Source organism: Amycolatopsis sp. NPDC033938 (assembly GCF_055575975.1).
Window position 1 is genome coordinate 206911 of record NZ_JBVIRO010000012.1, and the last position, 23507, is coordinate 230417.

25 protein-coding genes are annotated in these 23507 nt (G+C 66.4%); 18 read left to right on the forward strand and 7 right to left on the reverse strand.

The window, feature by feature from the left end:
- Window positions 1-699: 699 nt before the first annotated feature.
- Entirely contained in the window at window positions 700-1113 is a 414-nt protein-coding gene (locus tag ACZ5ZX_RS27750; RefSeq protein WP_465504896.1) for a GntR family transcriptional regulator, read from the reverse strand.
- A 131-nt stretch (window positions 1114-1244) separates the two neighbouring features.
- On the opposite strand from ACZ5ZX_RS27750, the gene ACZ5ZX_RS27755 reads away from it, so the two are divergent.
- From ACZ5ZX_RS27755 to ACZ5ZX_RS27795, 9 genes are all read left to right on the forward strand, one after another.
- Window positions 1245-1640 (forward strand): hypothetical protein, encoded by a 396-nt coding sequence (locus ACZ5ZX_RS27755; RefSeq protein ID WP_465504897.1) that lies wholly within the window; start codon window positions 1245-1247, stop codon window positions 1638-1640.
- Between the two features lie 190 nt (window positions 1641-1830).
- Window positions 1831-2115, forward strand: a complete 285-nt coding sequence (locus tag ACZ5ZX_RS27760) for a hypothetical protein (RefSeq protein WP_465504898.1) — start codon at window positions 1831-1833, stop codon at window positions 2113-2115.
- Entirely contained in the window at window positions 2108-2326 is a 219-nt protein-coding gene (locus ACZ5ZX_RS27765; RefSeq protein ID WP_465504899.1) for a hypothetical protein, read from the forward strand. Before ACZ5ZX_RS27760 ends, ACZ5ZX_RS27765 begins: the two co-directional genes overlap by 8 nt.
- Window positions 2327-2369: 43 nt before the next feature.
- On the forward strand, window positions 2370-2618 hold the full coding sequence (locus ACZ5ZX_RS27770; RefSeq protein ID WP_465504900.1) for a hypothetical protein: 249 nt from the start codon (window positions 2370-2372) through the stop codon (window positions 2616-2618).
- A 3-nt stretch (window positions 2619-2621) separates the two neighbouring features.
- Complete coding sequence (locus tag ACZ5ZX_RS27775; RefSeq protein ID WP_465504901.1) at window positions 2622-2861, forward strand: hypothetical protein; 240 nt, start codon at window positions 2622-2624, stop codon at window positions 2859-2861.
- Between the two features lie 80 nt (window positions 2862-2941).
- Complete coding sequence (locus ACZ5ZX_RS27780) at window positions 2942-4318, forward strand: FtsK/SpoIIIE domain-containing protein (RefSeq protein ID WP_465504902.1); 1377 nt, start codon at window positions 2942-2944, stop codon at window positions 4316-4318.
- An 88-nt stretch (window positions 4319-4406) separates the two neighbouring features.
- Window positions 4407-5759: a replication initiator gene (locus ACZ5ZX_RS27785; protein WP_465504903.1), complete on the forward strand. Its 1353-nt coding sequence runs from the start codon at window positions 4407-4409 to the stop codon at window positions 5757-5759.
- Between the two features lie 25 nt (window positions 5760-5784).
- On the forward strand, window positions 5785-5946 hold the full coding sequence (locus ACZ5ZX_RS27790) for a helix-turn-helix domain-containing protein (protein ID WP_465504946.1): 162 nt from the start codon (window positions 5785-5787) through the stop codon (window positions 5944-5946).
- A gap of 11 nt (window positions 5947-5957) precedes the next feature.
- Window positions 5958-7202, forward strand: coding sequence for a tyrosine-type recombinase/integrase (locus tag ACZ5ZX_RS27795; protein WP_465504904.1), 1245 nt, complete (start codon window positions 5958-5960; stop codon window positions 7200-7202).
- Window positions 7203-7357: 155 nt separating this feature from the next.
- Here ACZ5ZX_RS27795 and ACZ5ZX_RS27800 read toward each other — a convergent pair whose 3' ends face one another.
- Window positions 7358-8323 (reverse strand): ATP-binding protein, encoded by a 966-nt coding sequence (locus tag ACZ5ZX_RS27800; RefSeq protein ID WP_465504905.1) that lies wholly within the window; start codon window positions 8321-8323, stop codon window positions 7358-7360.
- 134 nt (window positions 8324-8457) lie between these two features.
- Here ACZ5ZX_RS27800 and ACZ5ZX_RS27805 point away from each other — a divergent pair, with 134 nt between their 5' ends.
- Both ACZ5ZX_RS27805 and ACZ5ZX_RS27810 read left to right on the forward strand, forming a co-directional pair.
- Window positions 8458-9867, forward strand: coding sequence for an RNB domain-containing ribonuclease (locus tag ACZ5ZX_RS27805; RefSeq protein ID WP_465504947.1), 1410 nt, complete (start codon window positions 8458-8460; stop codon window positions 9865-9867).
- Entirely contained in the window at window positions 9864-10625 is a 762-nt protein-coding gene (locus tag ACZ5ZX_RS27810; protein ID WP_465504906.1) for a helical backbone metal receptor, read from the forward strand. Before ACZ5ZX_RS27805 ends, ACZ5ZX_RS27810 begins: the two co-directional genes overlap by 4 nt.
- Before the next feature lie 342 nt (window positions 10626-10967).
- Here ACZ5ZX_RS27810 and ACZ5ZX_RS27815 read toward each other — a convergent pair whose 3' ends face one another.
- Together ACZ5ZX_RS27815 and gabT are read right to left on the reverse strand one after the other, a co-directional pair.
- On the reverse strand, window positions 10968-12398 hold the full coding sequence (locus ACZ5ZX_RS27815; RefSeq protein ID WP_465504907.1) for an aldehyde dehydrogenase family protein: 1431 nt from the start codon (window positions 12396-12398) through the stop codon (window positions 10968-10970).
- The gene (gabT, locus tag ACZ5ZX_RS27820; protein WP_465504908.1) at window positions 12395-13726 is read right to left on the reverse strand and encodes a 4-aminobutyrate--2-oxoglutarate transaminase; all 1332 of its coding nucleotides are present in this window, start codon (window positions 13724-13726) and stop codon (window positions 12395-12397) included. Before gabT ends, ACZ5ZX_RS27815 begins: the two co-directional genes overlap by 4 nt.
- Before the next feature lie 108 nt (window positions 13727-13834).
- On the opposite strand from gabT, the gene ACZ5ZX_RS27825 reads away from it, so the two are divergent.
- Window positions 13835-15319, forward strand: a complete 1485-nt coding sequence (locus tag ACZ5ZX_RS27825; RefSeq protein ID WP_465504909.1) for a PucR family transcriptional regulator — start codon at window positions 13835-13837, stop codon at window positions 15317-15319.
- 69 nt (window positions 15320-15388) lie between these two features.
- On the opposite strand, the gene ACZ5ZX_RS27830 is transcribed toward ACZ5ZX_RS27825, so the two are convergent.
- Window positions 15389-16126 carry a cache domain-containing protein gene (locus ACZ5ZX_RS27830; protein WP_465504910.1) on the reverse strand — a complete coding sequence of 246 codons (738 nt, stop codon included), beginning with the start codon at window positions 16124-16126 and terminating at the stop codon, window positions 15389-15391.
- Window positions 16127-16158: 32 nt separating this feature from the next.
- Complete coding sequence (locus ACZ5ZX_RS27835) at window positions 16159-16902, reverse strand: FadR/GntR family transcriptional regulator (protein WP_044854736.1); 744 nt, start codon at window positions 16900-16902, stop codon at window positions 16159-16161.
- 164 nt (window positions 16903-17066) lie between these two features.
- On the opposite strand from ACZ5ZX_RS27835, the gene ACZ5ZX_RS27840 reads away from it, so the two are divergent.
- The 5 genes from ACZ5ZX_RS27840 to ACZ5ZX_RS27860 all read left to right on the forward strand — a co-directional run bounded on the left by ACZ5ZX_RS27840 (window position 17067) and on the right by ACZ5ZX_RS27860 (window position 22617).
- A complete protein-coding gene (locus ACZ5ZX_RS27840) occupies window positions 17067-18488 on the forward strand; it encodes a gamma-aminobutyraldehyde dehydrogenase (RefSeq protein ID WP_465504911.1) in 1422 nt (473 codons plus the stop codon).
- A gap of 20 nt (window positions 18489-18508) precedes the next feature.
- Window positions 18509-19603: an ABC transporter ATP-binding protein gene (locus ACZ5ZX_RS27845; RefSeq protein WP_465504948.1), complete on the forward strand. Its 1095-nt coding sequence runs from the start codon at window positions 18509-18511 to the stop codon at window positions 19601-19603.
- A gap of 29 nt (window positions 19604-19632) precedes the next feature.
- Entirely contained in the window at window positions 19633-20838 is a 1206-nt protein-coding gene (locus ACZ5ZX_RS27850) for an ABC transporter substrate-binding protein (protein ID WP_465504912.1), read from the forward strand.
- A gap of 78 nt (window positions 20839-20916) precedes the next feature.
- Window positions 20917-21801: an ABC transporter permease gene (locus tag ACZ5ZX_RS27855; protein ID WP_465504949.1), complete on the forward strand. Its 885-nt coding sequence runs from the start codon at window positions 20917-20919 to the stop codon at window positions 21799-21801.
- 9 nt (window positions 21802-21810) lie between these two features.
- Complete coding sequence (locus tag ACZ5ZX_RS27860) at window positions 21811-22617, forward strand: ABC transporter permease (RefSeq protein WP_465504913.1); 807 nt, start codon at window positions 21811-21813, stop codon at window positions 22615-22617.
- A 42-nt stretch (window positions 22618-22659) separates the two neighbouring features.
- Here the strand turns inward: ACZ5ZX_RS27860 and ACZ5ZX_RS27865 are convergent, their stop codons facing one another.
- Window positions 22660-23154: an LGFP repeat-containing protein gene (locus ACZ5ZX_RS27865; protein WP_465504914.1), complete on the reverse strand. Its 495-nt coding sequence runs from the start codon at window positions 23152-23154 to the stop codon at window positions 22660-22662.
- A 9-nt stretch (window positions 23155-23163) separates the two neighbouring features.
- Between ACZ5ZX_RS27865 and ACZ5ZX_RS27870 the strand changes: the two genes are divergently transcribed.
- Window positions 23164-23499, forward strand: coding sequence for a hypothetical protein (locus ACZ5ZX_RS27870; protein WP_465504915.1), 336 nt, complete (start codon window positions 23164-23166; stop codon window positions 23497-23499).
- Window positions 23500-23507: the final 8 nt, after the last annotated feature.

The window sequence follows — 23507 nt, forward strand, 5'->3', positions numbered from 1 at the left end:
GCGGTGGCGCTCTGGGGCCGACACGAGCGCGGATGGGCGAATATCGCACCAACCGCGATTATCGACTTTTCGTGATTAATGTGGCAGTTAATGCGCAGCGTCACCGTTCTTGTCTCGCATGGTGTACGCGGCAGCTCGAATCATTGGTGACGTGCTCTTCTTGTTGCCTAGCGTGCTAGGTGAACATCATTTATCAGGTGATCTTGCCGCCCCGATCGGGGTTGATCAATCTTCATGGTGGCGCGGTGATTAGCAGCGCGGCAACACTGGGCACCGGAAGGTTCAGACCACGACGTCACAGAAAGGAGGGCATCACAGTGAACGTGTCGACTCCGGCTCGATGGGCACGGCGCACTGGGCAACCCAGACTCGCCGTTGCGCGCCCCGTTGAGCGCACGTGCATGCGGTGCTCCTTTTCGGTGAGGCTTGGTCGAATTGGATGCGCCCCGCTCGTCAACCAGATAGGCAAGAAAGACGTGAAAGGTTCTCGCTTTCTGGGACGCTCGTACCGGGGCGACCGCGAGAATGAACAGCGGCAATGGGGCCGCGCAACGCTGATTTCCGTTACGGGGAAACACATGTAGACACCTAAAGGAGCGATATTGTCCGGCGATGACGTGACCACGGCTCGCGATGGCGACGATGATCTGCGGGTGATCGCGGATCAGCTCGCCGCACTCGAAGTGCTCTACGGTGACGTCAAGCGCCGCGTCGAGGCTTTGTCTGACGACGAGGATGTTCCTCCTCGACCTTAGTCAGACGTTGGTTAATCTCGACGTACAGCTCCCTTAGGTTCTCCAGACGGGCGAAGATCTCCCGGACAACCGGCGATTCCTCGTCGATTGTGGCGGTATCGAGCTGCGCCTGGCCGGGTCTGCGGAGAACGACTGTTCCCTTGCCGTGCCACGGCTGCACGAGCCCTTCGTCCCGCAAGACAGTGAGCGCCCGCTGCACGGTCGTGGTGGACAACCGGTGAACCTTGGACAGTTCGCGCACCGATGGGAGCATGTCGCCTATCTGGTATTCACCCGCGTCGATCGCGCTGCGCAGCCCCTCAGCCAGTTGCGTACTTGGCTGCAACGGGCCGCCAGGATCGGAAGGTGAATTCACCATGCCCATCAGCCTATCCGGGGTGGTTCACCTAATACAAGTGATACACCTGCCACACCCTCTTGACTGTGGTACCACACCTGCTACAGTCAGCTGTAGTACCACAGTTGACACACAGGATAGGAGGCGATGTCATGCAGAATCTTCCGATCAACCTCAGCGGCTTCCGGCTACTGGTGACCGAGGAGCCCGCCGTCAAGACGCGTGAGGTCGACGGCAAACGGGTGCCGGTGACCAACCGCGCCGGTGAAACGCAGTTCGTGGTCGCGGTGTTCTGTAAGCGGCAACCGGTGCCGGGGCAGGAGCAGCAAGACAAGGGTGAAGAGATCCGCGTGAACCTGCCGGTTGATCCCGGCTCCGGTTTCGACGTCGACACCCGCGTCGAGCTGATTGACCCGGTGGTGAACACCTACGAGATGCGCAACGACGCGGGGGCGATTACCGCCACGGGTCAGTGGTACAAGGCCGCGGGCCTCAAGCCACTAACCGCGCCACCAAAGACGAAGGAACGCGCCCCCGCTGCCACCTAGGGCGGCAACTCGAACCCTTGTTTCCGTTGGGGTGTAAGGCGTTTTGTTGTTTGACAAATCCATAGTGGGCCAAACCATGCCAAAAAAAGCTGCCCCTACGGCCGTCGTGTTGACACTTAAGCGTCAACACGACGGCCATGGGGGCATGGACTAACGACGTGAAGAACAACAATCAAAGGAAGGAAAGTGCATGGGAACTCGGATAGTCACCGAGGATTTGATGGTGGGCGGGCGTGGCACGCACACCGCGCACCGGGTGGATCGGTGGGTGGTGTCGTGGCTGCCGGATCGGATCCTTGATCTGAGCGCGGCGATCACCGCGATGGTTCTCGGCGACATCTACGCCGACAACCCACCCGCTGATTCTCCACGGTGGCGGCAAGCCCGCGACTACGAACGAGAACTGGGCATCGATACCACCTACCGGCCCGCGCGGCGCGCTCGCGCTGGCAGGAAAGGAGCAAGTTGTGGGTAGCAGGGCGAAGCAGAACGTGCTGGCAACGCTGATTGACATTCAGGACCAGGCGCAACTGCTGGAAGACCGCGTGACCAACGTGGCCGATCTGGTGGCCGACATCCACAGTGGACTGTCGGTGCACACGACCGCGATCACGGTCAATCTTCTGATGGCCGGTCGTAAGCTCGCCGCGCTGGTGGGCGTACTCAACGCGATGGAAAACCGCTAGACGTCTATGTGTGACAACAACTATTGGGGTGGGAGGTTCCAAGATGATCGACATGATGATCCTGATGAAGCTGGTGGAAACCTACCGTAAGACCGCAACGGCGCTCGGGGTAATCTCCGACCGGTTCGACGGGCACGCCACCGTGCTCATGACGGCTTCGGAAGGGTTGGGCGCGATGGCCCGCGGCTATGCCATCGACTTGCTCTCGCACAAACACCGCTTGAACGCGCTGGCAGAGGACCTGCTTAGCCAGATGCAGAAAAGGGCATTGCTGGGCAAGGCGAGGAGGTGAGCGATGGCGACACGCACAACACTGCTGGAGATCTCTGAGGATTTTCTCATCACGTCGAAGAAGATCCGCGAGTTCGGAGACTTCCTCGAAGCGTCGGCGGCCGTGGTCAACTCAACTAACCGGGTCATGGCCAACCAAGTGAAGGTGGCCGGCTTGAACCTGTTGATGTTGTATATCCGGATTAACGATCTCGCCGGTCATGTGGCCGATGGGGTCGACCGGCTCGCCGAGATCGACCGTTGACCGCTGCATACCGGCCTTAGTCGTGTCCTATCGGGCGTGCTCCTGGGGCCGGTTTTCCTTTGTGTAGAAGGGAAATGATCATGGCTGACTCTTCGTCGCGTCGCCGGGGTCGGGAGGTGAAGGCTCTCTTGTGGGCGGCGCGGCATCCGGGAATGTGGCTGACTCCCGCCGCTATCTGGTGGGCGGGGACCTGGTGGGATTGGCGGGCGACGGCCATCGCGCTTGCCGGTCTCGCGTTCGTCATGCTCGCTTGGTATCGGGCTCATCCCGACACGTTCGACCAGTACGCCGCACCGCATGTTCGGGCGTGGTGGCGGCGCTGGACCAGCTACCTCGGCCCGCGCTGGCATCACGTTCTACGAGCCTGCGAGCTGTCGACGGCTCACCGCAAAACGAACGAGGAACGGTTTCCACGGATCACCAGAGCCCGTTCTTATTCGTCTACAGTGGACACGCTGCATGTGCGGATCGTGGCCGGACAAAGCGAGAAGAACTATGAGAACAAGACGGCGGAACTCGCACACGCCCTACGCGTGCAACGGATCGCCGTGGAGCAGATCAAACCCGGCACTATCGGCCTAATCATCCAACGTCGCGAACCTTTCACAAAAACGATCCCGGCTCCGGAGATGCTCGAGACCTCCGACGCCGTCGACCTGGGTGATGTGTATCTCGGTGAGACCGAGTACGGGAAGCAGTGGCGTATTCCCGTACTGGGCAAGCACATCTTCGTTGCGGGCAACACCGGCGCGGGTAAGAACTCGATCCCCATGTCGATCTTGCGGTCGGTCGCGCCGATGATCCGCGACGGGCTGGTGCGGGTCTGGATCGCCGACCCGAAACAGTTCGAGTTCTCCGCACTCCGAGACATCGCCTACCGGTACGCCGCTACCGGGCAGGAGTGTGCGGATCTGGTCACCGATTACGTGGAGGATATGCAAGCGGCACAACAAGTTTTCGCCGCTGGCGGCACCCGCCGTCTGAATATCTCCCGCGACACCCCGGTCAACTTGTTGATCGTGGATGAGATGGCCGCGCTGCTGGCCTACGGTGACCCGACTATCGCGCGGCAGCTTCGCGGGCAACTCTCGCTGGTCGGCTCGCAAGGCCGAGCTTCCGGGCACACCATGATCGGTCTCGTGCAGGAACCCACGAAAGATACGGTCAGCATCAGGGACTTGTTCACCTGGCGGATCTGCCTTCGCCTGACCGTGGGAAACCACGTTGATGGGGTACTGGGGGAGGATGCGCGGGCTCGCGGTGCCCGCGCCGATGACATCCCCGATATCCCTGAAGCTGCGGGGATCGGCTATGTGATCCGGCCGCGCAAGCGGGTGCCGGTTCGTGTCCGCGCCGCCTACGTCAGCGACGCCGACATCACCGAACTCGTCCGGTTCGTCACTGCATACGGACCAATCCCCCACGGAAGCGTTCACAAAACACTATCCGCGCGGTAGCCGCAACACTCTCTCGATCCCCTCGGACGGGGCATGGCCACTCGGTCATGCCCCGTCTTGTGGTTTACCAGCTTTCTAGGAGGTTCTCATGTGGACTCTCGATGACCGCATCTCCTACCGATTGGCCGCCAAGGATTTTCCCCGCTGGCGCGACAAAGTGATTGCGGTCGGCGGCTGCGCTCGCCCGATCACATTGCACGGCAAGACTCAGATCCGCGACATCGCAACCGGGTTACTGCTGCACGGTTTCAGCGGCGCGGTGTTCACACCGTGCGGCAACCGACGCGCGACCGTGTGCCCGACCTGCTCGGCGCGCTACGCGGGCGACGCGTTCCATGTGGTGCGCGCCGGACTGATCGGCGGCACGGCGAGCGTGCCGGAATCGGTCGCGAACCGACCACGCGCGTTCGTCACGCTCACCGCGCCAAGTTTCGGCCCAGTGCATAGTGATCCCGGCTATTCGACGCGGGGCCGGAGGATTCCGTGCCGCTGCGACGAGTGCCACCACGAGGGCGACACCCGCCTCGGATCGCCGATCGACTCGGACACCTACGACTACACGGCGGCGGTGTTATGGCAAGCGCACGCCACCATGCTGTGGCAACGGTTCGTCATCCGGCTGCGCCGCGAACTCGCCGCGCTCGCGGACATCCGGGTACGAGACTTTCCTTACGCGGCAAGGATCTCCTACGGGAAGGTAGCTGAGTTTCAGCGGCGAGGGGCGGTGCACTTTCACGCCGTCACCCGAATCGACGGCCCGGACGGACCAAGCACCCCGCCGCCGGCTTGGGCAACCGATGAACTTCTGGAACAGGCCGTACGCGCGGCGGCAACGTCCACCAAGGTCACGATCGAACGGCCGGACGGCTCTCCTCTGGAGTTGACGTGGGGGCGACAGCTCGACGTACGTCATATCGCCTCGACCGCCCGCGCCTCGGTCGAAGACATCGACGGTGCGATCAGTGAAGCGCGGCTGGCCGCTTACGTCGCGAAGTACTCCACAAAGGACACCGGAGCCACCACCACGGGAAGCGACCGGCCCGTGCGCTCGCAGCGGCACATCGACTACCTGCGGGTGTCGCCGCATCATCGGCGGCTGATCCAGACCGCCTGGACTTTGGGCAGCCTGGAGCGGTACGCACCTCTCAACCTGCGCAAGTGGGCACACATGCTCGGTTTTCGCGGTCACTTCCTCACTAAGAGCCGCGTCTATTCCATGACATTCACCTCGATCCGCCTCGCCCGACGTGCCTACAGGATGGAAGAAACCCTTACCCGCCTCGGAATCTCTGGCGGTATGGAGTCGGTGGCAGTCATCAACGATTGGGACTTTGCCAGCGCGGGCTACCGCGACGACGCCGAAATCGCCCTCGCTGCTGGTATCGCCGCGCGGCTGCAATCCCGAGACAACCACGCACGAGAAGGGAGGAACCGTGTCTGAGGAGACCTTGTGGACACCAGAAGACGTGTCCGACTACCTGCGTGTGCCGGTCACAACGTTGTACCGGTGGAAATGGCGCGGCGAAGGGCCACCGGTCCACAAGACCGGACGCCACCTTCGCTATGACCCCGCTCGCGTCCGCGAGTGGTTCGCCGCACAGCAATCAAGCGGCAAATCCCTACAGTGAAAGGAAAACCTGTGGCACATATCCAAGACCGCTGGTTCCGACAGAAACGCGACGACAACGGCGAGCTACTGTTCACCGGGACCGGCAAACCAGCGCTAGAGCGGACCGACACCTACGGAGTGGGTTTACGCTACAAGGTCCGCTACCTCGACCCGGACGGGATCGAGCGCTCCAAAGCTTTCCCAGACAAGGCAAAGAAGCTCGCCGAAGACTTCCTGATTGAGGTCGAGGCGAGCAAGCGTGAAGGAACCTACCTCGACCCGCGAGCGGGTCAAGTGCTGTTCGAGACGATCGCGAACAAGTGGCTCGCCGCTCAAACCTGCGACTACACGTCCCTGGAGCTGATCGCACGAGACGTGAAAAAACACCTGATCCCCGTTTTCGGGAATAAGGCCGTGGGGGCGGTCAAGCCTTCGCACGTGCAAAAGTGGCTACGGGCACTCCAGGACGCCGAAGTCAGCGTGTCGTGTCAGGTGCGGTACTTCGCGCACTTCACCGCGATCATGGAGTTCGCCAAAGACGACAAGAGGATCCGCGACAACCCCGCACACGCCAAGAGCGTCAAACGCCCCCGCCGCATACTCACCCGCGTGCGGGTCTGGCCGGTCCGGCGTTCGCACCAGGTGCGCGCGACCCTGCCGCCGCGCTACCGGCCACTGGTCGACCTCCCACGCGGTCTTGGCCTCCGGCAGGGCGAAGTCCTGGGATTCTCCCTCGACGACGACGTGGACCGCACCCGCAACATCGCGAACATTCAGCGGCAGATCCGCATGGTGCGAGGCAAGCTCGTGTTCGCCCTACCCAAGGGCGGCAAAACCAGAGAGGTCCCGATCTCTGGCGAACTCCTGGAACTACTGGACAGCTACGCCCAGCACTTCCCCTCCGTCGCTGTCACCTTGCCTTGGCGGCACCCCGGCGGCGTGCCGGTCACGGTCCGGTTACTGCTGGTGAGCGAGACAGGTAAGCCGATCAACCGGAACGTGTGTACCCAGAGAATCTGGAAACCCGCGCTTCGGCGAGCCGGGATCGCCAAGCCGACACCAGAGGACGGTATGCACGCTTTGCGGCATCTGTACGCGTCCGTGCTTCTGGACGCGGGCGAGTCCATCAAAGCGCTCGCGGCCTACCTCGGGCACACGGACCCCGGGTTCACGCTCAAGGTCTATACCCACCTGCTGCCCGGCAGCCACGAACGCACCCGGGCAGCGGTCGACGCGCTGCTCAACAGCTCACCGGACACCGACCAAGCCGCCTAACGGCCTGGTGACGGCCCACACGCCTCAATCCGCCGCAAAACCCCAGGTAGGACCCTATGATCGACCAAACAAGGGACCTTTGCGCTCACTCGCTTAGCATGCCTAAGTAAGCGATAGCAAAGGTCCCTTGCTCTCTTCGCGCGTGAATCCGCAGTTCAGGCGTCCTGCCGGGCCAACGCGGGGCCCAGCACGAACTCCGGGTCCACCTGCGCCGTGAGGTCTTCCCCGGCGCGGCCGCTGCCCCACGCCCGCGCGTTGCGGAGGTGGAACTCGACGCCCTGACGCTGGTAGCGCGCCCAGTCACGCTGCTCGGCGTCGACGGTCGCGAGCATCGAGCCCAGCGTCTGGAGGTTGTGCGCCTCGAGTTCGCCGATCGGGCGCGCGCGGCCGCGTTCGGCGGCGCGGACGTGCCGCGAGTTCTCCATCCAGCCCAGCAGCGCGTCGCCGACCTCGTCGCGCAGGAACTCGATGTCCTCCTCTTCGGTCACCTTGTTGCCCACGACGACCAGCCGGACGCCGAAGTCCCGGGCGTAGTCGGCGTACTGCCGGTACACGCCGACGCTGCGCACGGTCGGCTCGCATACCAGGAACGTCACGTCGAATCGCGTGAAGAGGCCGGACGCGAACGCGTCGGCGCCCGCGGTCATGTCCATGACCACGTATTCGCCCGCGTCGTCGATCATGTGGTTCAGCAGCAGTTCCGCCGCGCCGACCTTCGAGTGGTAGCAGGCGACGCCGAGGTCGTCCTCGTCGAATTGACCGGTGACGCCGAGCCGCACCCCGCCGAACTCGCGGAAGCAGGCCTGGAAGATCGGGTTGTCCTCGAACGGCCGGACCAGCCGCGAACCGCGTCCGGGCGGAGTCGTCTTGATCATCGAGGCCGCGTCGGTGATCCGCGGGTTGTCGCCGCGCAGGTACTCCTTGATCAGGCCCATGTTGTCGCCCAGCGTCGGCCACGCGATGGCCTCTTCCTCGCTCGCGCCGAGCGCGACGGCGAGGTGCTGGTTGATGTCCGCGTCGATCGCCAGTACCGGTTTCCCGGCGCCGGCCAGGTACGCGGTGAACAGCGACGCCAACGTGGTCTTGCCGCTGCCGCCCTTCCCGACGAACGCGATCTTCACGCCACGGCCCTTCCTGTCGTTTTGAAAAGGGTATCGGTTTTCATTTCGGCCCGTAACGTACACCCGACCGGCCCGCACCCGAACGGGCGATCAACCGGGCCGGATCGAGATAGGGTTGGGTGGTGCCTCCACTCGTGATCAGGACACACGCGGCCGGAGGGGACTTCGGTCGCCTGCGCGCCGAGTTCTTGCTGCCGGAGACGTTCGGGCCCGACGTGCTCGCCGAGGCGGAGGCGGCGGTCGTCGACCCGCTCGAGTCGGCGGGGGAACGCGAGGACGCCACCGGTCTGCCCTTCGTCACCATCGATCCGCCCGGTGCCAAGGATCTCGACCAGGCGGTGCTGATCGAGCGCGTCGAGGGCGGCGGATTCCGGGTCCACTACGCGATCGCCGATCTGGCCGCGTTCATCCCACCGGGTGGTGCGCTCGACAAGGAAGCGCGACGCCGCGGCCAGACGCTCTACCTGCCGGACGGAAACGTGCCGCTGCATCCGCCGGTGTTGTCCGAAGGCGCGGCGAGCCTGCTGCCGGGGGAGACCCGGCCCGCCGTGCTGTGGACCATCGACGTCGACGCGGGCGGCGAGCCGACGGCGACCAACGTCCGCCGCGCGCTGGTCCGGTCCACCGAGCAGTTCGACTACGAGACCGTCCAGGCCTCGATCGACGCGGGTGACCCGCATCCGTCGGTCGCGGCGCTGCCGGAACTGGGCCGTCTGCGCCGCGAACTCGCGGTCCGGCGTGGCGCGGTCGAACTGCAGTTGCCGGAACAGGAGATCAACGGCGATCCCGACGGCGGCTGGGTGCTGGTCCAGCGGCCGCGCAACGACGTCGACGCGTGGAACGCCGAGATCTCGCTGCTCACCGGGATGGCGGCGGCGAAGCTCATGATCGAGGCCAAGATCGGGGTCCTGCGGACCCTGCCCGCGCCGGAGCCCGAAGCGGTCGATTGGCTGCGCCGGTCCGCCCAGGCGCTGAACATCGACTGGCCCGAGGGCAAGAGCGTGTCGGAGTTCCTCGCCGCGCTCGATCCCGGCCAGCCCGCCTCGATGGCGCTTTTCGCCGACACCACACGCCTTTTGCGCGGCGCCGGGTACACCTCGTTCGACGGTGAACTGCCCGCCTTGACCACCCACGCCGGAATCGGTGGCGCGTACGCCCACGTCACCGCGCCGATCCGGCGGCTGGTCGACCGGTTCGCCACCGAGATCTGCCTCGCGGTGAGCGCCGGCCGCGAGGTACCCGCGTGGGTCCGCGCGGCGCTTTCGGAGGTGCCGGACCAGATGACCGCGTCCGACACGCTGGCGGCGAAGGTCGAACGGGCCTGCATCGACCAGGTCGAGGCCTGGGTGATGGCCGAGCACATCGGTGAGGAGTTCGGCGCGATCGTCCTGCGGGCCGACGAGAACAAGGCGGAGATCCTGATCGAGAACCCGCCGGTGATGGGCAAGTGCGCGGGCGGGAAGCTGCCGGAGGGTGAGCGGATCCAGGTCCGGCTCACCGCAGTGGACGTCGACAAGCGGAAACTGTCCTTCGAGCGCGCATGATCGACGATCTCGGCGAAGTCGTCCCGCTGCGCGAACCGGCGTCGCGGGTGGTCTCACTCGTGCCGTCGCTGACCGAGGCCGTCGAGGTGAGCGCGCCGGGAAGGCTCGCGGGCGCCACCGACTACTGCACCCATCCGGTGGATCTGGACGTCCCGAGGGTGGGCGGTTCGAAGTATCCGAACGTGGACAAGGTGCTCGAACTCGAACCGGACCTGGTCTTGGCCAACTCCGAGGAGAACCGGCCGGAAGACGTGGAACGCCTGCGCGCCAACGGGATCCCGGTCTGGGTGATGGAGGCGTCGGCCACCGTGCCCGCCGCGCTGGGCTCGATCCGGCGGCTACTGACGCAGGCCTACGACCTCGCCGAGCCGGACTGGCTGGTCGAGGCCGAAGAGGTGTGGCGGGAGACGCGGCCGGAGCGGTTCCGGGCGGTCGTGCCGGTCTGGCGGAAGCCGTGGATCGTGCTCGGCCGGGACACCTTTGGCGGCGACGTCCTGCGACGCGTCGGAATCGGCAACGTCTACGCAGACGACGAAGAGCGCTATCCGCGTCCCAAGCTCGAAGAACTCCAGGAGCGCTTCGCGGCCGGGGACGCGAACTTGCTCGTCCTGCCCGACGAGCCCTACGAGTTCACCGCCGACGACGGTCCCGAAGCGTTCCCCGGCGCGACGTACGTCCTGGTCTCCGGACGCCATCTGACCTGGTACGGCCCTTCGCTCGTCGAGGCCCACTCCGCGCTGCTCCGCGCCCTCGGCTGAAGCAAGGGACCTTTGCTATCGCGGTTGCAGTCAGGTGCTCCCCGCCGAGACACGGCGCGTCCTTGACTGTCCACAAGGGACGTTTTTCGGAGACTCGGTGTCCGATTTGGGCCTGTGTGTGCGGTTCCGCGTGGGGTCGTGAGTGGCGAATAGGGTTAGAACCCTCATTGCCACTCACGACCCCCGCCCAAAACCGCGCAAACCACCCAAGTCGGACAGTCTTCTTCGGAAAAGTGTCCCTTGTAGACACTGGGGCGCGGCCCGGCTTCCGGTGGCCGGTCCGAACCGCAGGAGGGCACGCCATATTTGGCTTACCCCTCATGGTGCTCTGAATGCGGGTCGTCAGAGGGTCAGGCCGGTCAGGACGGTGACGCGCTCCTCGGTGAAGTCGGCCATCGCCGACGCCGGGCCCTCGCGGCCGACACCGGAGTCCTTCACGCCGCCGTAGGGCATCTGGTCGGCCCGGAAGCTCGGCACGTCGCCGACGAGCACACCGCCGACACGCAGCTTCGCGGACACGTCGAACGCGGTCGGCAGGTCGCGGGTGAACACGCCGGCCTGCAGCCCGAAGCGCGAGTCGTTGATCCGCCGCACTCCGTCGTCCACCGATTCGACGCGCGTGATCGAGACGACCGGCCCGAAGACCTCGTCGGCCATCACCGCCGCATCCTCCGGCACGTTCGCGAGCACGGTCGGCTCGACGGTCGCGCCGTCGCGCTTCCCGCCGGTCAGCAGTTCGCCACCCGCGTCGACGGCCGCGGCGATCCACGACTCCACCCGGGAAGCGGCGGCGGTGTTGATCAGCGGCCCGACGTCCACGCCGTCCGCCCGCGGGTCACCGGTCCCGAGCGCCCGCACCTGCTCCAGCACCTTCGCTCGAAGCTCGTCGTAGACGTCGGCGTGCGCGTACACCCGCTGCACCGAGATGCACGACTGCCCGGCCTGGTACATCGCGAACGTCGCGATCCGCTGCGCCGCGAAATCCAGATCCGTCCAATCAGGACAGACCAGAACCGCGGCGTTACCGCCGAGTTCGAGCGCGACGTGCTTGCGCGGCACGCTGTCGCGGATACCCCAGCCCACCGGCACGGAGCCGGTGAACGACACGACCGGCAGCCGGGGGTCGGCCACCAGCTTGGCCGATTCCTCGTTGCTCACCGGGAGAATCGACCAGCTTCCGGCAGGCAGGTCCGTCTCGGCGAGGATCTCGCCGAGCAGCAGCGCGGTCAGCGGCGTCGCGGGCGCGGGCTTGAGCACGATCGGCGCGCCGACCGCGATCGCGGGCGCGACCTTGTGCGCCACCAGGTTCAGCGGGAAATTGAACGGCGTGATGCCGAGAACCGGGCCCTTCGGCACGCGGCGCACCAGCGCCAGCCGTCCGGTGCCGCCCGGATCGGTGTCGAGCCGCTGCAGGTCACCGGAGAACCGGCGAGCCTCCTCCGCCGCCCAGCGGAACGTCGACGCCGCCCGGCCGACCTCGCCGCGCGCCCACTTCAGCGGCTTGCCCGACTCGGCGGTGATCAGCCGCGCCAGCTCTTCGGACCGCTCACCCAAGACCCGGGACACGTGGTCCAACGCGCCCGCCCGGACGTGGGCGGGCAGCGTCGCGAACTCCTCCTGGACGTCGTGCGCCGCCTGCACGGCGGTCTCGATGTCCGAAGTGGACGGAACGTGGTGCGTGCCCGCCTCGCTTCCGTCGAAGGAGTGACGGACGATGACGGTCTCGTCGCTGGTGACCGGCTTTCCGGCTACCCAGTAAGGAAATGTGGTCACTTGGCGGCCTCCGTGCGGACAGCGTGCTCGAGGACGGACAGGCCTTCGTCGAGCAGTTCGGTGGACAGGGAAAGCGGCGGCAGCAAACGGACGACGTTGCCGTAGGTGCCGCAGGTGAGGACGACGACTCCGGCCTGGTGACAGGCCTGCGCGATCCGTTTGGTCAGATCGGCGTCCGGTTCGGTGGTGCCGGGTTTGACGAACTCGGCGGCCAGCATCGCGCCACGCCCGCGGACGTCACCGATCACGCCGGTCTCCGCGGCCAGCTCCCGAAGTCGCGGCAGTACCGCGTTCTCGATGCGCTTCGCCGACGCCGCCAGGTTCTCCTGCCGCATGACCTCGATCGAACCGAGCGCCGCGGCGCACGCGATCGGGTTACCGCCGTAGGTTCCGCCGAGCCCGCCCGGCCCGACGGCGTCGAGCAGTTCCGCGCGGCCGGTGACCGCCGCGAGCGGAAGCCCGCCCGCGATGCCCTTGGCCGTGGCGATCAGATCCGGCACGACCTCTTCGTGCGTGGAGGCGAACCACTCGCCGGTGCGGCAGAAGCCGGTCTGCACCTCGTCGGCGACGAACACGACGCCGTTTTCGGTGCACCACTTCGACAACGCCGGCAGGAAGCCGGGCGCGGGCTCGATGAACCCGCCCTCACCCTGCACCGGTTCGAGGACGACGGCCGCGACCTGGTCGCCGCCGATCTGCTTCTCGATGCGGTCGATGGCGATCCGCGCCGCCTCGGGACCGGAGAGGCCATCGCGGTACGGGTACGACCCCGGGACGCGGTAGACCTCGGGCGCGAACGGGCCGAAACCGTGCTTGTAGGGGATGGACTTCGCGGTCAGCGCCATCGTCAGGTTGGTGCGGCCGTGGTAGGCGTGGTCGAACACGACGACTGCCTGGCGGCCGGTCGCGGCGCGGGCGATCTTCACCGCGTTCTCGACGGCCTCGGCGCCGGAGTTGAACAGCACCGAACGCTTCTCATGGGTGCCGGGTGTCAGCTTGTCGAGTGCCTCGCACACCTCGACGTAGCCCTCGTACGGCGTGACCATGAAACACGTGTGCGTGAACCGGCCTACCTGCTCCCGGACCCGGTCGACGACGGCGGGCGCCGCGTGGCCGACGTTGGTCACGGCGATACCGGAGCCGAAGTCGATCAGGACGTTGCCGTCGACGTCGGTGAGCAGACCGCCCTCGGCGGAGGTGATGTAGACGGGCAGCACCGAACTCACGCCCGCGGCGACGACGCCGGCGCGTCGCTCCTGCAGGGCGCGCGAGGCGGGGCCGGGGATCTCGGTGCGCAGCCTGCGCTGGGTTTCGGTGGTGGCGGTCACGGCCGGGCTCCTGCGGACACGGGGACGGGGTCGCCCTCCAGGATGGGAGCCGCGCCGATGCGCGTCAGCTCGACATCTTGTCGATGTCGGGGCGTAGAGTTGGACAACATGGCACTGACGCTCCGCGACCTCGCGGCCCAACGCCCGCTCGGGCTGCGCGTGCGTGCCGCCGAAGCCGAGCTCGACCGGCCGATCGGCTGGGTCCACCCCACCGAGCTGACCGATCCGCAGGCCTTCCTCGAAGGCGGCGAGCTCCTGCTGACCACCGGCCTAGCTCTCGATGAGACCACATCACCCGGGTACATCCGGCGGCTCGTCGACGCCGGGGTGGCGGGGCTCGGGTTCGGCGTCGGCCTCAGCCACGAGACGATTCCGCGGTCCCTTGTGGACACCGCGGAAGAGGTCGGGCTCCCGGTGCTCGAAGTCCCGAGGAAGACGCCGTTCATCGCGATCACGCGGGCGGTCTCCCGCGCGGTCGCGGCCGACGAGTACGCCTCGCTCGTGCGCACCGGCAAGGGCCAGCAGGAGCTGACCAGGACCGCCGTCGGCAAGGGCGGACCCGGCGGAGTGGTGCGCAAACTCGCGAAGCTGATCGACGGCTGGGTGCTCCTGCTCGATTCGGCGGGCCGGGTCACCGAAGCGTCGCCGTCATCGGCTCGGCCGTTCGCCGACGAGGTACGGGAAGACCTCGCGCGCCTGCGTGCGGGCACGCTCGTGACGGCGGTTGGGGAAGACGAGGTGGTGCTGCAGACGCTCGACACTCGGGCACGTGGCGTGCTCGTGGTCGGGACAAGCGGGCCGCTGGACGCCGCGGGGCAGCACATCGTCAACACCGCGGTGTCGCTGCTTTCCCTTGCGCTGGAACAGAACCGGGAACACGTGGCCGCTTTGCGGTACTTGCGCACCGGTTTGTTCGACCTCTTGGTGGGCGGCCAGGACGAGATCGTGATGAATGCCCTTTCCACTGTTTGGGGCGATGCGCCAGACGCGCCTTGGCGGGTGCACGCCTTCGTGGGGCCGCCGGGGGCGAGGCAGGCGTTTCACACTCTGCTTGAAGCGGAAACCGAGGCGAACGAGGTGTTCTTCGCGCACTCGGGTAGCGCGGTGATCGCCGTTACGGTCGCGGATCCCGGGGTCTCGGAGAAAGTGGTGCGGCTCGCGGCTCGCGTCGGTGGGATGCACGGCGGCGCCTCCGAGGTCGTCGCCATCGCCGAATTCGCCTTCGGAGCCCGCCAAGCCGAGCAGGCGGCCGGGGTGGCGAAAGCCAGGGGTGTGGAGTTCGTCCCCTATGCCGACCATGCTGGACGTGGCTTTCTCAGCCTGGTCGATTCCCCAGCGGCGCAAGCGTTTTCGGACAGTCTGCTGGCGCCTCTGCGGCAGCACGACGAAACAGGCCGAGGCGAACTGGTCGCCTCATTGAGGTGCTGGCTCGAACACCACGGCCACTGGGATCTGGCGTCCGCGCGGCTCGGCGTGCACCGGCACACCCTGCGCAACCGCATGCGCAAGGTCGCCGAACTGACCGGCCGGGACCTCGATTCCCCCGGCGTACGCGCCGAACTCTGGCTCGCGCTGCAGGCCGCCGGGGGCTGAAGGACGCTTTCCCCGCATGCGACGCGGTGAAGGGCGCTTTCCCCGCATCAGATGCGGGTATGGCGTCCTTCAGCCCCCAGCGGACCTGACCAGCGCGATCGGCGAATCCCCGCAGCGCCGGAGTTGGGTACCGTTCTCCGTCGTGACCGGTTCCGCGCCGGAGGACCACCACGCCGGGACGTCGACATCGCGCACCAGCGACCCCGTCGCCTGGCGCGCGTTGTTCGACACGATCACCCGGCCCTGGGCGTTGACCAGCGCCGCGCGGCCGCCGAGCCCGCGCAGTTTCGGCTGCAGCAGGCGCTCGACCTCACGGACGTAGATGTCCGCGCCGACGACACCCGCGAAAGACCCGCTTCGCTGGACCGGGACGGTGAACGTCAGCGTGTATTCGTCGGTGCAGAGGTAGTCGACGTACGGGCCGTTGATGTGACGGCGGCCGGTGTCACGCGGCACGGTGAACCACGACTGGCGGGTGTAGTCGAGGAAGTTCTCACTGTCCGGATCGAGGCTGATGACCAGCCGCGCGGGTTCGGCGTCGCCGGTTTCGGTCCACCACTCGAAGCCGAATTCCTGATCGGCCAGCGCGTTCGGCGCACTGATGAACCCGGCGCCGACGACGAGGCCACCGAGGACGTCGAAGACCTGCGGCCGGAGCCGGGTCAGATCGTCGGCGAGGGCATCGGCGGATCCGGCCAGCAGCCCTTCTGCCGCGGCCAGAACCGGCTTCAGCCTGCCGAAGACGTCCTCGACCAGGGCGGATACCTGCTCGACGACCTCGGAAGCGGCGGACGGTGTGTCGTTCACGATGCTCACCTCGGATGCGCGGATGCCGCAGCTTAAGGGCCCAGAAGGTCTAAATGCACGTCCGCCAGCCGGTCTATCGCTTCGAGGATGTGCTCCTCGGTGAGCTTCCTGGCCAGCTCGCCGTCGGCCTGCGCGATGGCGGCGGTGATCGCGCGGTGTTCGGCGTAGGCGTGCTCGCGGGTGCCGTGCGGTTCGAGCGGCAGCCACAGCAGCCCGCCTCGTTCGCTCTGCAACTGCACTTCCTCCCTCGTCAGTCGCGGCGACTGAGCGGCCGCCGCGACTTCGAGGTGGAACTGGCGCTCGGCGCGGGACGCCTCCGCGCCTGTCGCGGTGCGGATGTCCTCGGTCGCCAGTTCGAGCCGCTCGATGTCCTCCGGCGAACTCCGTTCGGCGGCGAGTTTGGCCGCGGCGCCGGCGATGGCCAGATAGTGGTCGCCGACGTCACGCAGATCCGACAGCGAAACCGTGCGAAGGCGTTCTCGCCACGAAGCGGCCGAAGGGTTCACGGGCGTCTTCACGAAGCTTCCGCCGCCCCGGCCGCGACGCGTCTCGACAAGTCCCTGCTGGCGTAGGGCGACAAGCGCTTCGCGAACGGTCACGGTCGAGACGCCGAACTGGGCGGCCAGTTCGGCTTCGCTCGGCAGCTGTTCGGAGTCGGCCAGCAGTCCGAGCGTGATGGCGTCGACCAGCCGCGCGGTGACCGCTTCGGCCCGGCCGATCTGGTCGAGCGGCGCGAACATCGCTGACCGCGCGCTGTGCGACAACCCCTTACGCATGGTGGCCCTTCACCCGTACCGCTACCCGATGGAACCAATCTTGCCCCATCGTCTTGTCATTTAACCTATGGGCTTATATGTTTTAGCTCGCTTGCCGCCCCACAAGGGAGCAAGGGACCTTTGCTATCGCCTCACGCCCCCAGGCCCAGTCGCCAGGAGCTCTCGTGCAGCAGTTGAAGCACTTCATCGGCGGTGAGTACACCGGATCCGTGTCGGGCGAAGTCGCCGACATCGTCGATCCCGTCACCGGCCGCCCGTATTGCACCGCCTCAGTCGCCGGCCCCGAAGACGTCGATCGCGCGCTCAAGGTCGCGGCCACCGCCTTCGAGCGGTGGGGCGAGACCACGCCCGCGCAGCGCCAGCTCGCGCTGCTGAAGATCGCCGACGCCGTCGAAGCGCGCGCGGAGGGCCTTGTGCTCGTCGAATCGGCGAACACCGGCAAGCCGATCGCGCTCACCGCGGCCGAAGAACTGCCGATGATCGTCGACCAGTTGCGGTTCTTCGCCGGCGCCGCGCGTGTCCTGGAAGGACGGTCGGCAGGCGAATACATGGAAGGACATACCTCTTTCGTCCGCCGAGAACCGATCGGCGTGTGCGCGCAGGTTACGCCGTGGAACTACCCGCTCCTCATGGCGGTCTGGAAGATCGCGCCCGCCCTCGCGGCCGGGAACACCGTGGTGCTCAAACCGGCCGACACCACCCCCGCGTCCACCCTGCTCCTGGCCGAGACCTGCGCCGAATTCCTGCCGCCCGGCGTATTCAACGTCATCTGCGGCGACCGCGACACCGGGCGTGCGCTCGTCGAGCACGACATCCCCGCGATGGTGTCCATCACCGGCTCCGTCCGCGCCGGGATCGAGGTCGCCGCTTCGGCGGCGAAGGACGTGAAGCGCGTACACCTCGAACTCGGTGGGAAGGCACCCGTACTGGTCTTCGCCGACGCCGACATCGAAGCGGCCGCCGAGGGAATCGCCGCCGCGGGCTACTTCAACGCGGGTCAGGACTGCACCGCGGCGACCCGGGTCCTGGTCGCCGACGAGGTCCACGACGCGTTCGTCGGGGCGCTCACCAGGCAGGCGCGGGCGACCACCACCGGCAAACCCGACGACACTTCGGTGAGTTACGGACCGCTCAACAACGCCGCCCAGCTGGCCAGGGTCGCCGGTTTCGTCGACCGGCTCCCCGAACACGCGACAGTCCACTGTGGAGGGAAAAGGCATGGGGACGAGGGTTACTTCTACGAACCGACGGTGATCTCCGGCGTCCGCCAGGACGACGAGATCAGCCAGACGGAGGTCTTCGGCCCGGTCATCACCGTGCAGCGCTTCGGCTCCGAAGCGGAGGCGCTCACCGCGGCCAACGGCGTCGACTACGCGCTCGCGTCGTCGGTGTGGACCACCGACCACCAGCGGGCGATGCGGCTGGCCGGGAAGCTCGACTTCGGCTGCGTCTGGATCAACACGCATATCCCGCTGGTCGCCGAAATGCCGCACGGCGGCTTCAAGAGGTCCGGCTACGGCAAGGACCTCTCGCTCTACGGCCTCGAGGACTACACCCGCGTCAAGCACGTGATGAGCGCGCTGTGACGACCACCGAAAGGCACGCCATGCCTCATCAAGCACCTGTCGCCTCCGCCGCGGGGGCGCAAGGGACCTTTGCTATCACTTCGGCCGAGGACGGGGTTCCCGCGATCCGGCTGCGCGGGCTGCGCAAGGAGTTCGGCCAGGTCCACGCGGTGGACGGCGTCGATCTCGACATCCCGCCCGGCGAGTTCTTCTCGATGCTCGGACCGTCCGGCTCCGGCAAGACGACCGTGCTCCGCATGATCGCGGGCTTCGAACTGCCGACGTCGGGCACGATCGAACTGCACGGCCGCGACGTCAGCCGTCTCGCCCCGTTCGACCGTGACGTCAACACGGTCTTCCAGGACTACGCGCTCTTCCCGCATATGACCGTGCGACAGAACGTCGAATACGGCCTTCGGGTGAAACGCGTCCCTCGCGCGGAGCGGCGTCAGCGTGCGAAGGAGGCCCTCGACACCGTCAGGCTCGGCGAGTTCGGTGAGCGCAAACCCGATCAGCTCTCCGGCGGCCAGCGGCAGCGGGTCGCGCTCGCCAGGGCACTGGTCAACCGGCCGAAGGTGCTCCTGCTCGACGAACCACTCGGCGCGCTCGACCTGAAACTGCGCCACACCATGCAGACCGAGCTCAAGCAGATCCAGCGTGAAGTCGGCATCACCTTCATCTTCGTCACCCACGACCAGGACGAGGCGCTGACGATGAGTGACCGCATCGCGGTGTTCAACGCCGGCCGCATCGAACAGGTCGGCTCGCCGGTCGAGGTGTACGAGCGGCCCGCGTCGGCGTTCGTCGCCGGGTTCGTCGGCACCTCGAACCTGCTCAGCGGGGGCGGCGCGGAGAACATCATCGGCAAACCCGGCGTCTTCAGCATCCGCCCCGAAAAGATCCGCGTCGACGCCGATCTCTCGAAATCGGCGGAGGTCGGCGAGACCAGCGCCACCGGCACCGTCACCAACACCGTCTACGCGGGCGCGACCGTGCGCTACGAGGTCACGCTCGACGCCGGCGGCCAGCTCTCCGTGGTCCGGCAGAACACCGCCGAGCCCACGGATTTCGAAGGTGGCCGCGTCCGCCTGAGCTGGCGGCACGAACACAGCTTCCGCGTCCCCGAAGCCGGCTAGCCCCTCCCCAGCACCGAAAGGTTCGTTCAATGAAGAACAGGAAACTCGCGCTCGCCGGGCTGCTCGGCGCCGGGCTGCTCGTGGCCGCCTGTGGCACCTCCGGATCCAGTTCGACCGCCGCCGCTCCCGGTGGGCAGGGCTTCACCCCGCCGAAACTGGACGCGCTCGCGCAACTCGGCCAGCCGGAAGGGCAGGTCAACGTGCTGGCCTGGCCCGGCTACGCGGAGAACGGCTCGAACGATCCGGCCGTCGACTGGGTGACCGGCTTCGAAAAGGAGACCGGCTGCAAGGTCAACGTCAAGGCGTTCGGCACCTCCGACGAGGCCGTCAGCTTGATGAAGACCGGACAGTACGACGTCATCTCCGCCTCCGGTGACGCTTCGTTGCGGCTCATCGCTTCCGGAGACGTCGAACCGGTGAACACCGCGCTCGTGCCGAACTACGCCGACGTCTTCGATTTCTTGAAGAACCGCCCGTGGAACAGCGTGAACAACGTTTCCTACGGTGTGCCGCACGGCTGGGGCGCGAACCTGCTCACCTGGCGGACCGACAAGGTGACCCCGGCGCCGACGTCCTGGTCGGTGATGTTCGACGCGAACAGCCCGTACAAGGGCAAGATCTCCGCCTACGACTCACCGATCTACATCGCCGACGCCGCGCTGTACCTGCAGGCGCACAAACCCGAACTCGGCATCAAAAACCCGTACGCCTTGGACGACAAGCAGTTCCAGGCCGCGGTCGACCTGCTCAAGCAGCAGCGGCCGATGGTGGGGGAGTACTGGTCGGACTATCTGAAGGAGAGCCAGGCCCTAAAGAGCGGTGACGCCGTCGTCGGTACCGCCTGGCAGGTGACGGTGAACCTGACCAAGAGCGAGGGCGCGCCGGTCGAGTCCGTGCTGCCGTCCGAGGGTGCGACGGGCTGGTCGGACACCTGGATGGTGTCGGCGAAGTCGCCGCACAAGACGTGCTCCTACAAGTGGCTGAACCACATCGTCAGCCCGAAGGCGAACGCCCAGGTCGCCGAGTACTTCGGTGAGTCACCCGCGAACCCCAAGGCCTGCACCGAAACCAAGGACAAGGCGCACTGCGAAACCTTCCACGCCGGTGACGCCGCCTATGCCGCCAAGATCGCCTACTGGACAACGCCGATCGCGCAGTGCCTGGACGGCCGCACCGACGTCAAATGCAAGGACTACGGCGAGTGGACCCGCGCCTGGACCGAGATCAAGGGCTGACCCTCCCGAACTCCGGGAGCGGCCGGTGGTGCCCCCCAACTCCGGCCGCTCCCGGTCCCATCCCCTTGGTGGAAGATGATGACGACCACACTCGATTCGCCGAGGCGGAAAGCGTCCGCCTTCCTGTACCGCAAACCCAGGCTGCGACTGGGAATCCTGCTCTCCGCGCCGGCGCTGTGGCTCGGCCTCGCCTACCTCGGCGCGCTTGCCGCGCTGTTCGTGACCGCGTTCTGGCACACCGACGTCTTCACCGGCCAGGTCGTCACCGAATGGTCGCTGGACAACTTCACCACACTGTTCAGTGACGCGGTGTACCGCACGATCACCCTCCGGACGGTCGGGATCGCGGCGCTGGTCACGGTGATCACCGCGATCATCGCCTTCCCGATGGCGTTTTACATGGCCAAATTCGCGTCACCGCGAGCGCGACGTCTTCTGGTGATCGCCGTGATGACCCCGCTGTGGGCGAGCTACCTGGTGAAGGCGTACGCGTGGCGGACCATGTTGTCCGGCAACGGAGTCCTGCACTGGCTGCTCGACCCGTTCGGCCTCGACACTCCCGGCTACGGCGTCCTCGCGACCGTGATCACGCTGTCGTATCTGTGGCTGCCGTACATGATCCTGCCGATCTACGCGGGGCTGGAACGGCTGCCCGATTCCCTTGTGGACGCTTCCGGCGACCTCGGCGCGCGGCCGTTCAGGACGCTCCGGTCGGTGGTGCTGCCGGTGACCTTCCCGGCCGTCGTCGCCGGATCGATCTTCACGTTCTCGTTGTCGCTGGGCGACTACATCGCGGTGAAGATCGTCGGCGGTACGTCGCAGATGCTCGGCAACGTCGTCTACGACAACATCGGCGCGGCCAACAACCTGCCGTTCGCGGCCACCGTCGCGACCGTGCCCGTGGTGATCATGCTCGCCTACCTCGCCGCCGTGCGCCGCACGGGCGCGCTGGACAACCTGTAGGAGCGCGCGATGCGGCTTTCCCGGACGACCAAATACCTGCTGCTGGCGGCGCTCGTGCTCGGGCTCGCGGTGATCTACTTCCCGCTGCTGGTGGTCCTGCTCAACTCCTTCAACGCGGACACCACCTTCGGCTGGCCGCCGTCGAGCTTCACGCTTGAATGGTGGGGCCGGGCCGCGGAGAACCAGGGCGCGCTGAACGCGCTGTGGACGAGTGTCCAAGCAGGACTCGCGGCCACCGCGATCGCGCTTGTACTCGGCACGATGGCGGCGTTCGCGCTGCAGCGATACCGGTTCTTCGGCCGTAACCAGGTGTCCCTGCTGATCATCCTGCCGATCGCACTGCCCGGCATCGTCACCGGTATCGCGCTGAACAACGCCTTCCGCACGATCCTCGGCATCGACCTCGGCCTCTTCACCGCGATCGTCGCGCACGCGACCTTCTGCATCGTGGTGGTGTTCAACAACGTCGTCGCGCGCCTGCGGCGCATGGGCGGCAACCTCGAAGAAGCGTCGATGGACCTCGGCGCCGACGGCCTCACGACGTTCCGCCTGGTGACCTTCCCGATGCTGCGGTCGGCCCTGCTCGCCGGTGGTCTGCTGGCGTTCGCGCTGTCGTTCGACGAAATCATCGTCACGACGTTCACCCTCGGCACCGGGCTGGAGACGCTGCCGATCTGGATCCTGAACAATCTCTTCCGGCCGAACCAGGCGCCGATCGTCAACGTCGTCGCCGCGGTGCTGATCCTGGCCTCGACGGTGCCGGTCTATCTGGCGCAACGTCTTTCCGGTGATACGACCTCGGGCGGTCGGCTGTAAGGCAACGCCGGTGCGACCGTTTGGCCGCACCGGCGTTTTCACTCAGTATCGACGGTCTTCGATCGCTCCAGTCGAACCGTTGTAGGTGATGTAGCCGTACTGGAAGTCACTGCGCTTGCCGGTCGGGATGTTGTACTCACCGCTGGTGGGGAAGCCGAGATACGACGTTTCCCAGCCGAGATCCCGCCAGCGCAGCCGGATCATCCCCTTGACCTCCCAAGCTTCGTTGGTTCCCCAACGCCAGTAGATCGAGTGCTCGAACCCGCCTTGGCGGAAGTGGTTGTACTTCCCGGCGTTACCCGGCGTCCAGGTCTCATCGGTGGTCGGATAACCCATGCCGATCTCCCAGCCGAGTGCCTTGTAGCGGTCACGGATCGACCCGTGAAGTTCGAAGGCGTCCGTCGACGGAGACCAGTAGATGGAACCATTGCCACTGAAGTGGTTGAACCGGCCCGCGCCGTCCGCCGTGGTCCTTTCATCGGTTGTCGGGTAACCGAAGAATTTCTCCCAGCCCAGCGACCGCGGCGAAGTGGGCACGCAAGGCCGGTGACTTCATCGGAGGTGGTCGTCGGGTCGGTCGTTACGCCGATGACGCTATCGACCTCGGTCCTCACCCACAACTGCGGTGAGGAGGCTCCCAAGAGCTTCTCCAACCTGTTCCCTGAAGACAAACCTGGCTGGGCGAAGACCTGGTCACCAGAAGCGTTGCAAGCGCGATCGGGGAACTTTGCCTACGTTGTGAAATCAGACGGCTCACTTATCCTCGAAAAACAGACTGATGGCCACGTCAGCTTGGCCCAGGGTGAAGATGTGCTTGCTGCCGGCGTCGCCAAACTCAGGACCGGTAGGATCAAGGAGATCAATAACGCGTCTGGCCACTAAAAGCCCTA

Coding starts and splice junctions, on each gene's coding strand:
- ACZ5ZX_RS27855 (WP_465504949.1), top strand. CDS start 20,917: ATGACGACCACACTCGATTCGCCGAGGCGGAAAGCGTCCGCCTTCCTG.
- ACZ5ZX_RS27760 (WP_465504898.1), top strand. CDS start 1,831: ATGGGAACTCGGATAGTCACCGAGGATTTGATGGTGGGCGGGCGTGGC.
- ACZ5ZX_RS27810 (WP_465504906.1), top strand. CDS start 9,864: ATGATCGACGATCTCGGCGAAGTCGTCCCGCTGCGCGAACCGGCGTCG.
- ACZ5ZX_RS27770 (WP_465504900.1), top strand. CDS start 2,370: ATGATCGACATGATGATCCTGATGAAGCTGGTGGAAACCTACCGTAAG.
- ACZ5ZX_RS27785 (WP_465504903.1), top strand. CDS start 4,407: ATGTGGACTCTCGATGACCGCATCTCCTACCGATTGGCCGCCAAGGAT.
- ACZ5ZX_RS27860 (WP_465504913.1), top strand. CDS start 21,811: ATGCGGCTTTCCCGGACGACCAAATACCTGCTGCTGGCGGCGCTCGTG.
- ACZ5ZX_RS27780 (WP_465504902.1), top strand. CDS start 2,942: ATGGCTGACTCTTCGTCGCGTCGCCGGGGTCGGGAGGTGAAGGCTCTC.
- ACZ5ZX_RS27845 (WP_465504948.1), top strand. CDS start 18,509: ATGCCTCATCAAGCACCTGTCGCCTCCGCCGCGGGGGCGCAAGGGACC.
- ACZ5ZX_RS27835 (WP_044854736.1), bottom strand. CDS start 16,902: ATGCGTAAGGGGTTGTCGCACAGCGCGCGGTCAGCGATGTTCGCGCCG.
- ACZ5ZX_RS27775 (WP_465504901.1), top strand. CDS start 2,622: ATGGCGACACGCACAACACTGCTGGAGATCTCTGAGGATTTTCTCATC.
- ACZ5ZX_RS27825 (WP_465504909.1), top strand. CDS start 13,835: ATGGCACTGACGCTCCGCGACCTCGCGGCCCAACGCCCGCTCGGGCTG.
- ACZ5ZX_RS27750 (WP_465504896.1), bottom strand. CDS start 1,113: ATGGTGAATTCACCTTCCGATCCTGGCGGCCCGTTGCAGCCAAGTACG.
- ACZ5ZX_RS27755 (WP_465504897.1), top strand. CDS start 1,245: ATGCAGAATCTTCCGATCAACCTCAGCGGCTTCCGGCTACTGGTGACC.
- ACZ5ZX_RS27850 (WP_465504912.1), top strand. CDS start 19,633: ATGAAGAACAGGAAACTCGCGCTCGCCGGGCTGCTCGGCGCCGGGCTG.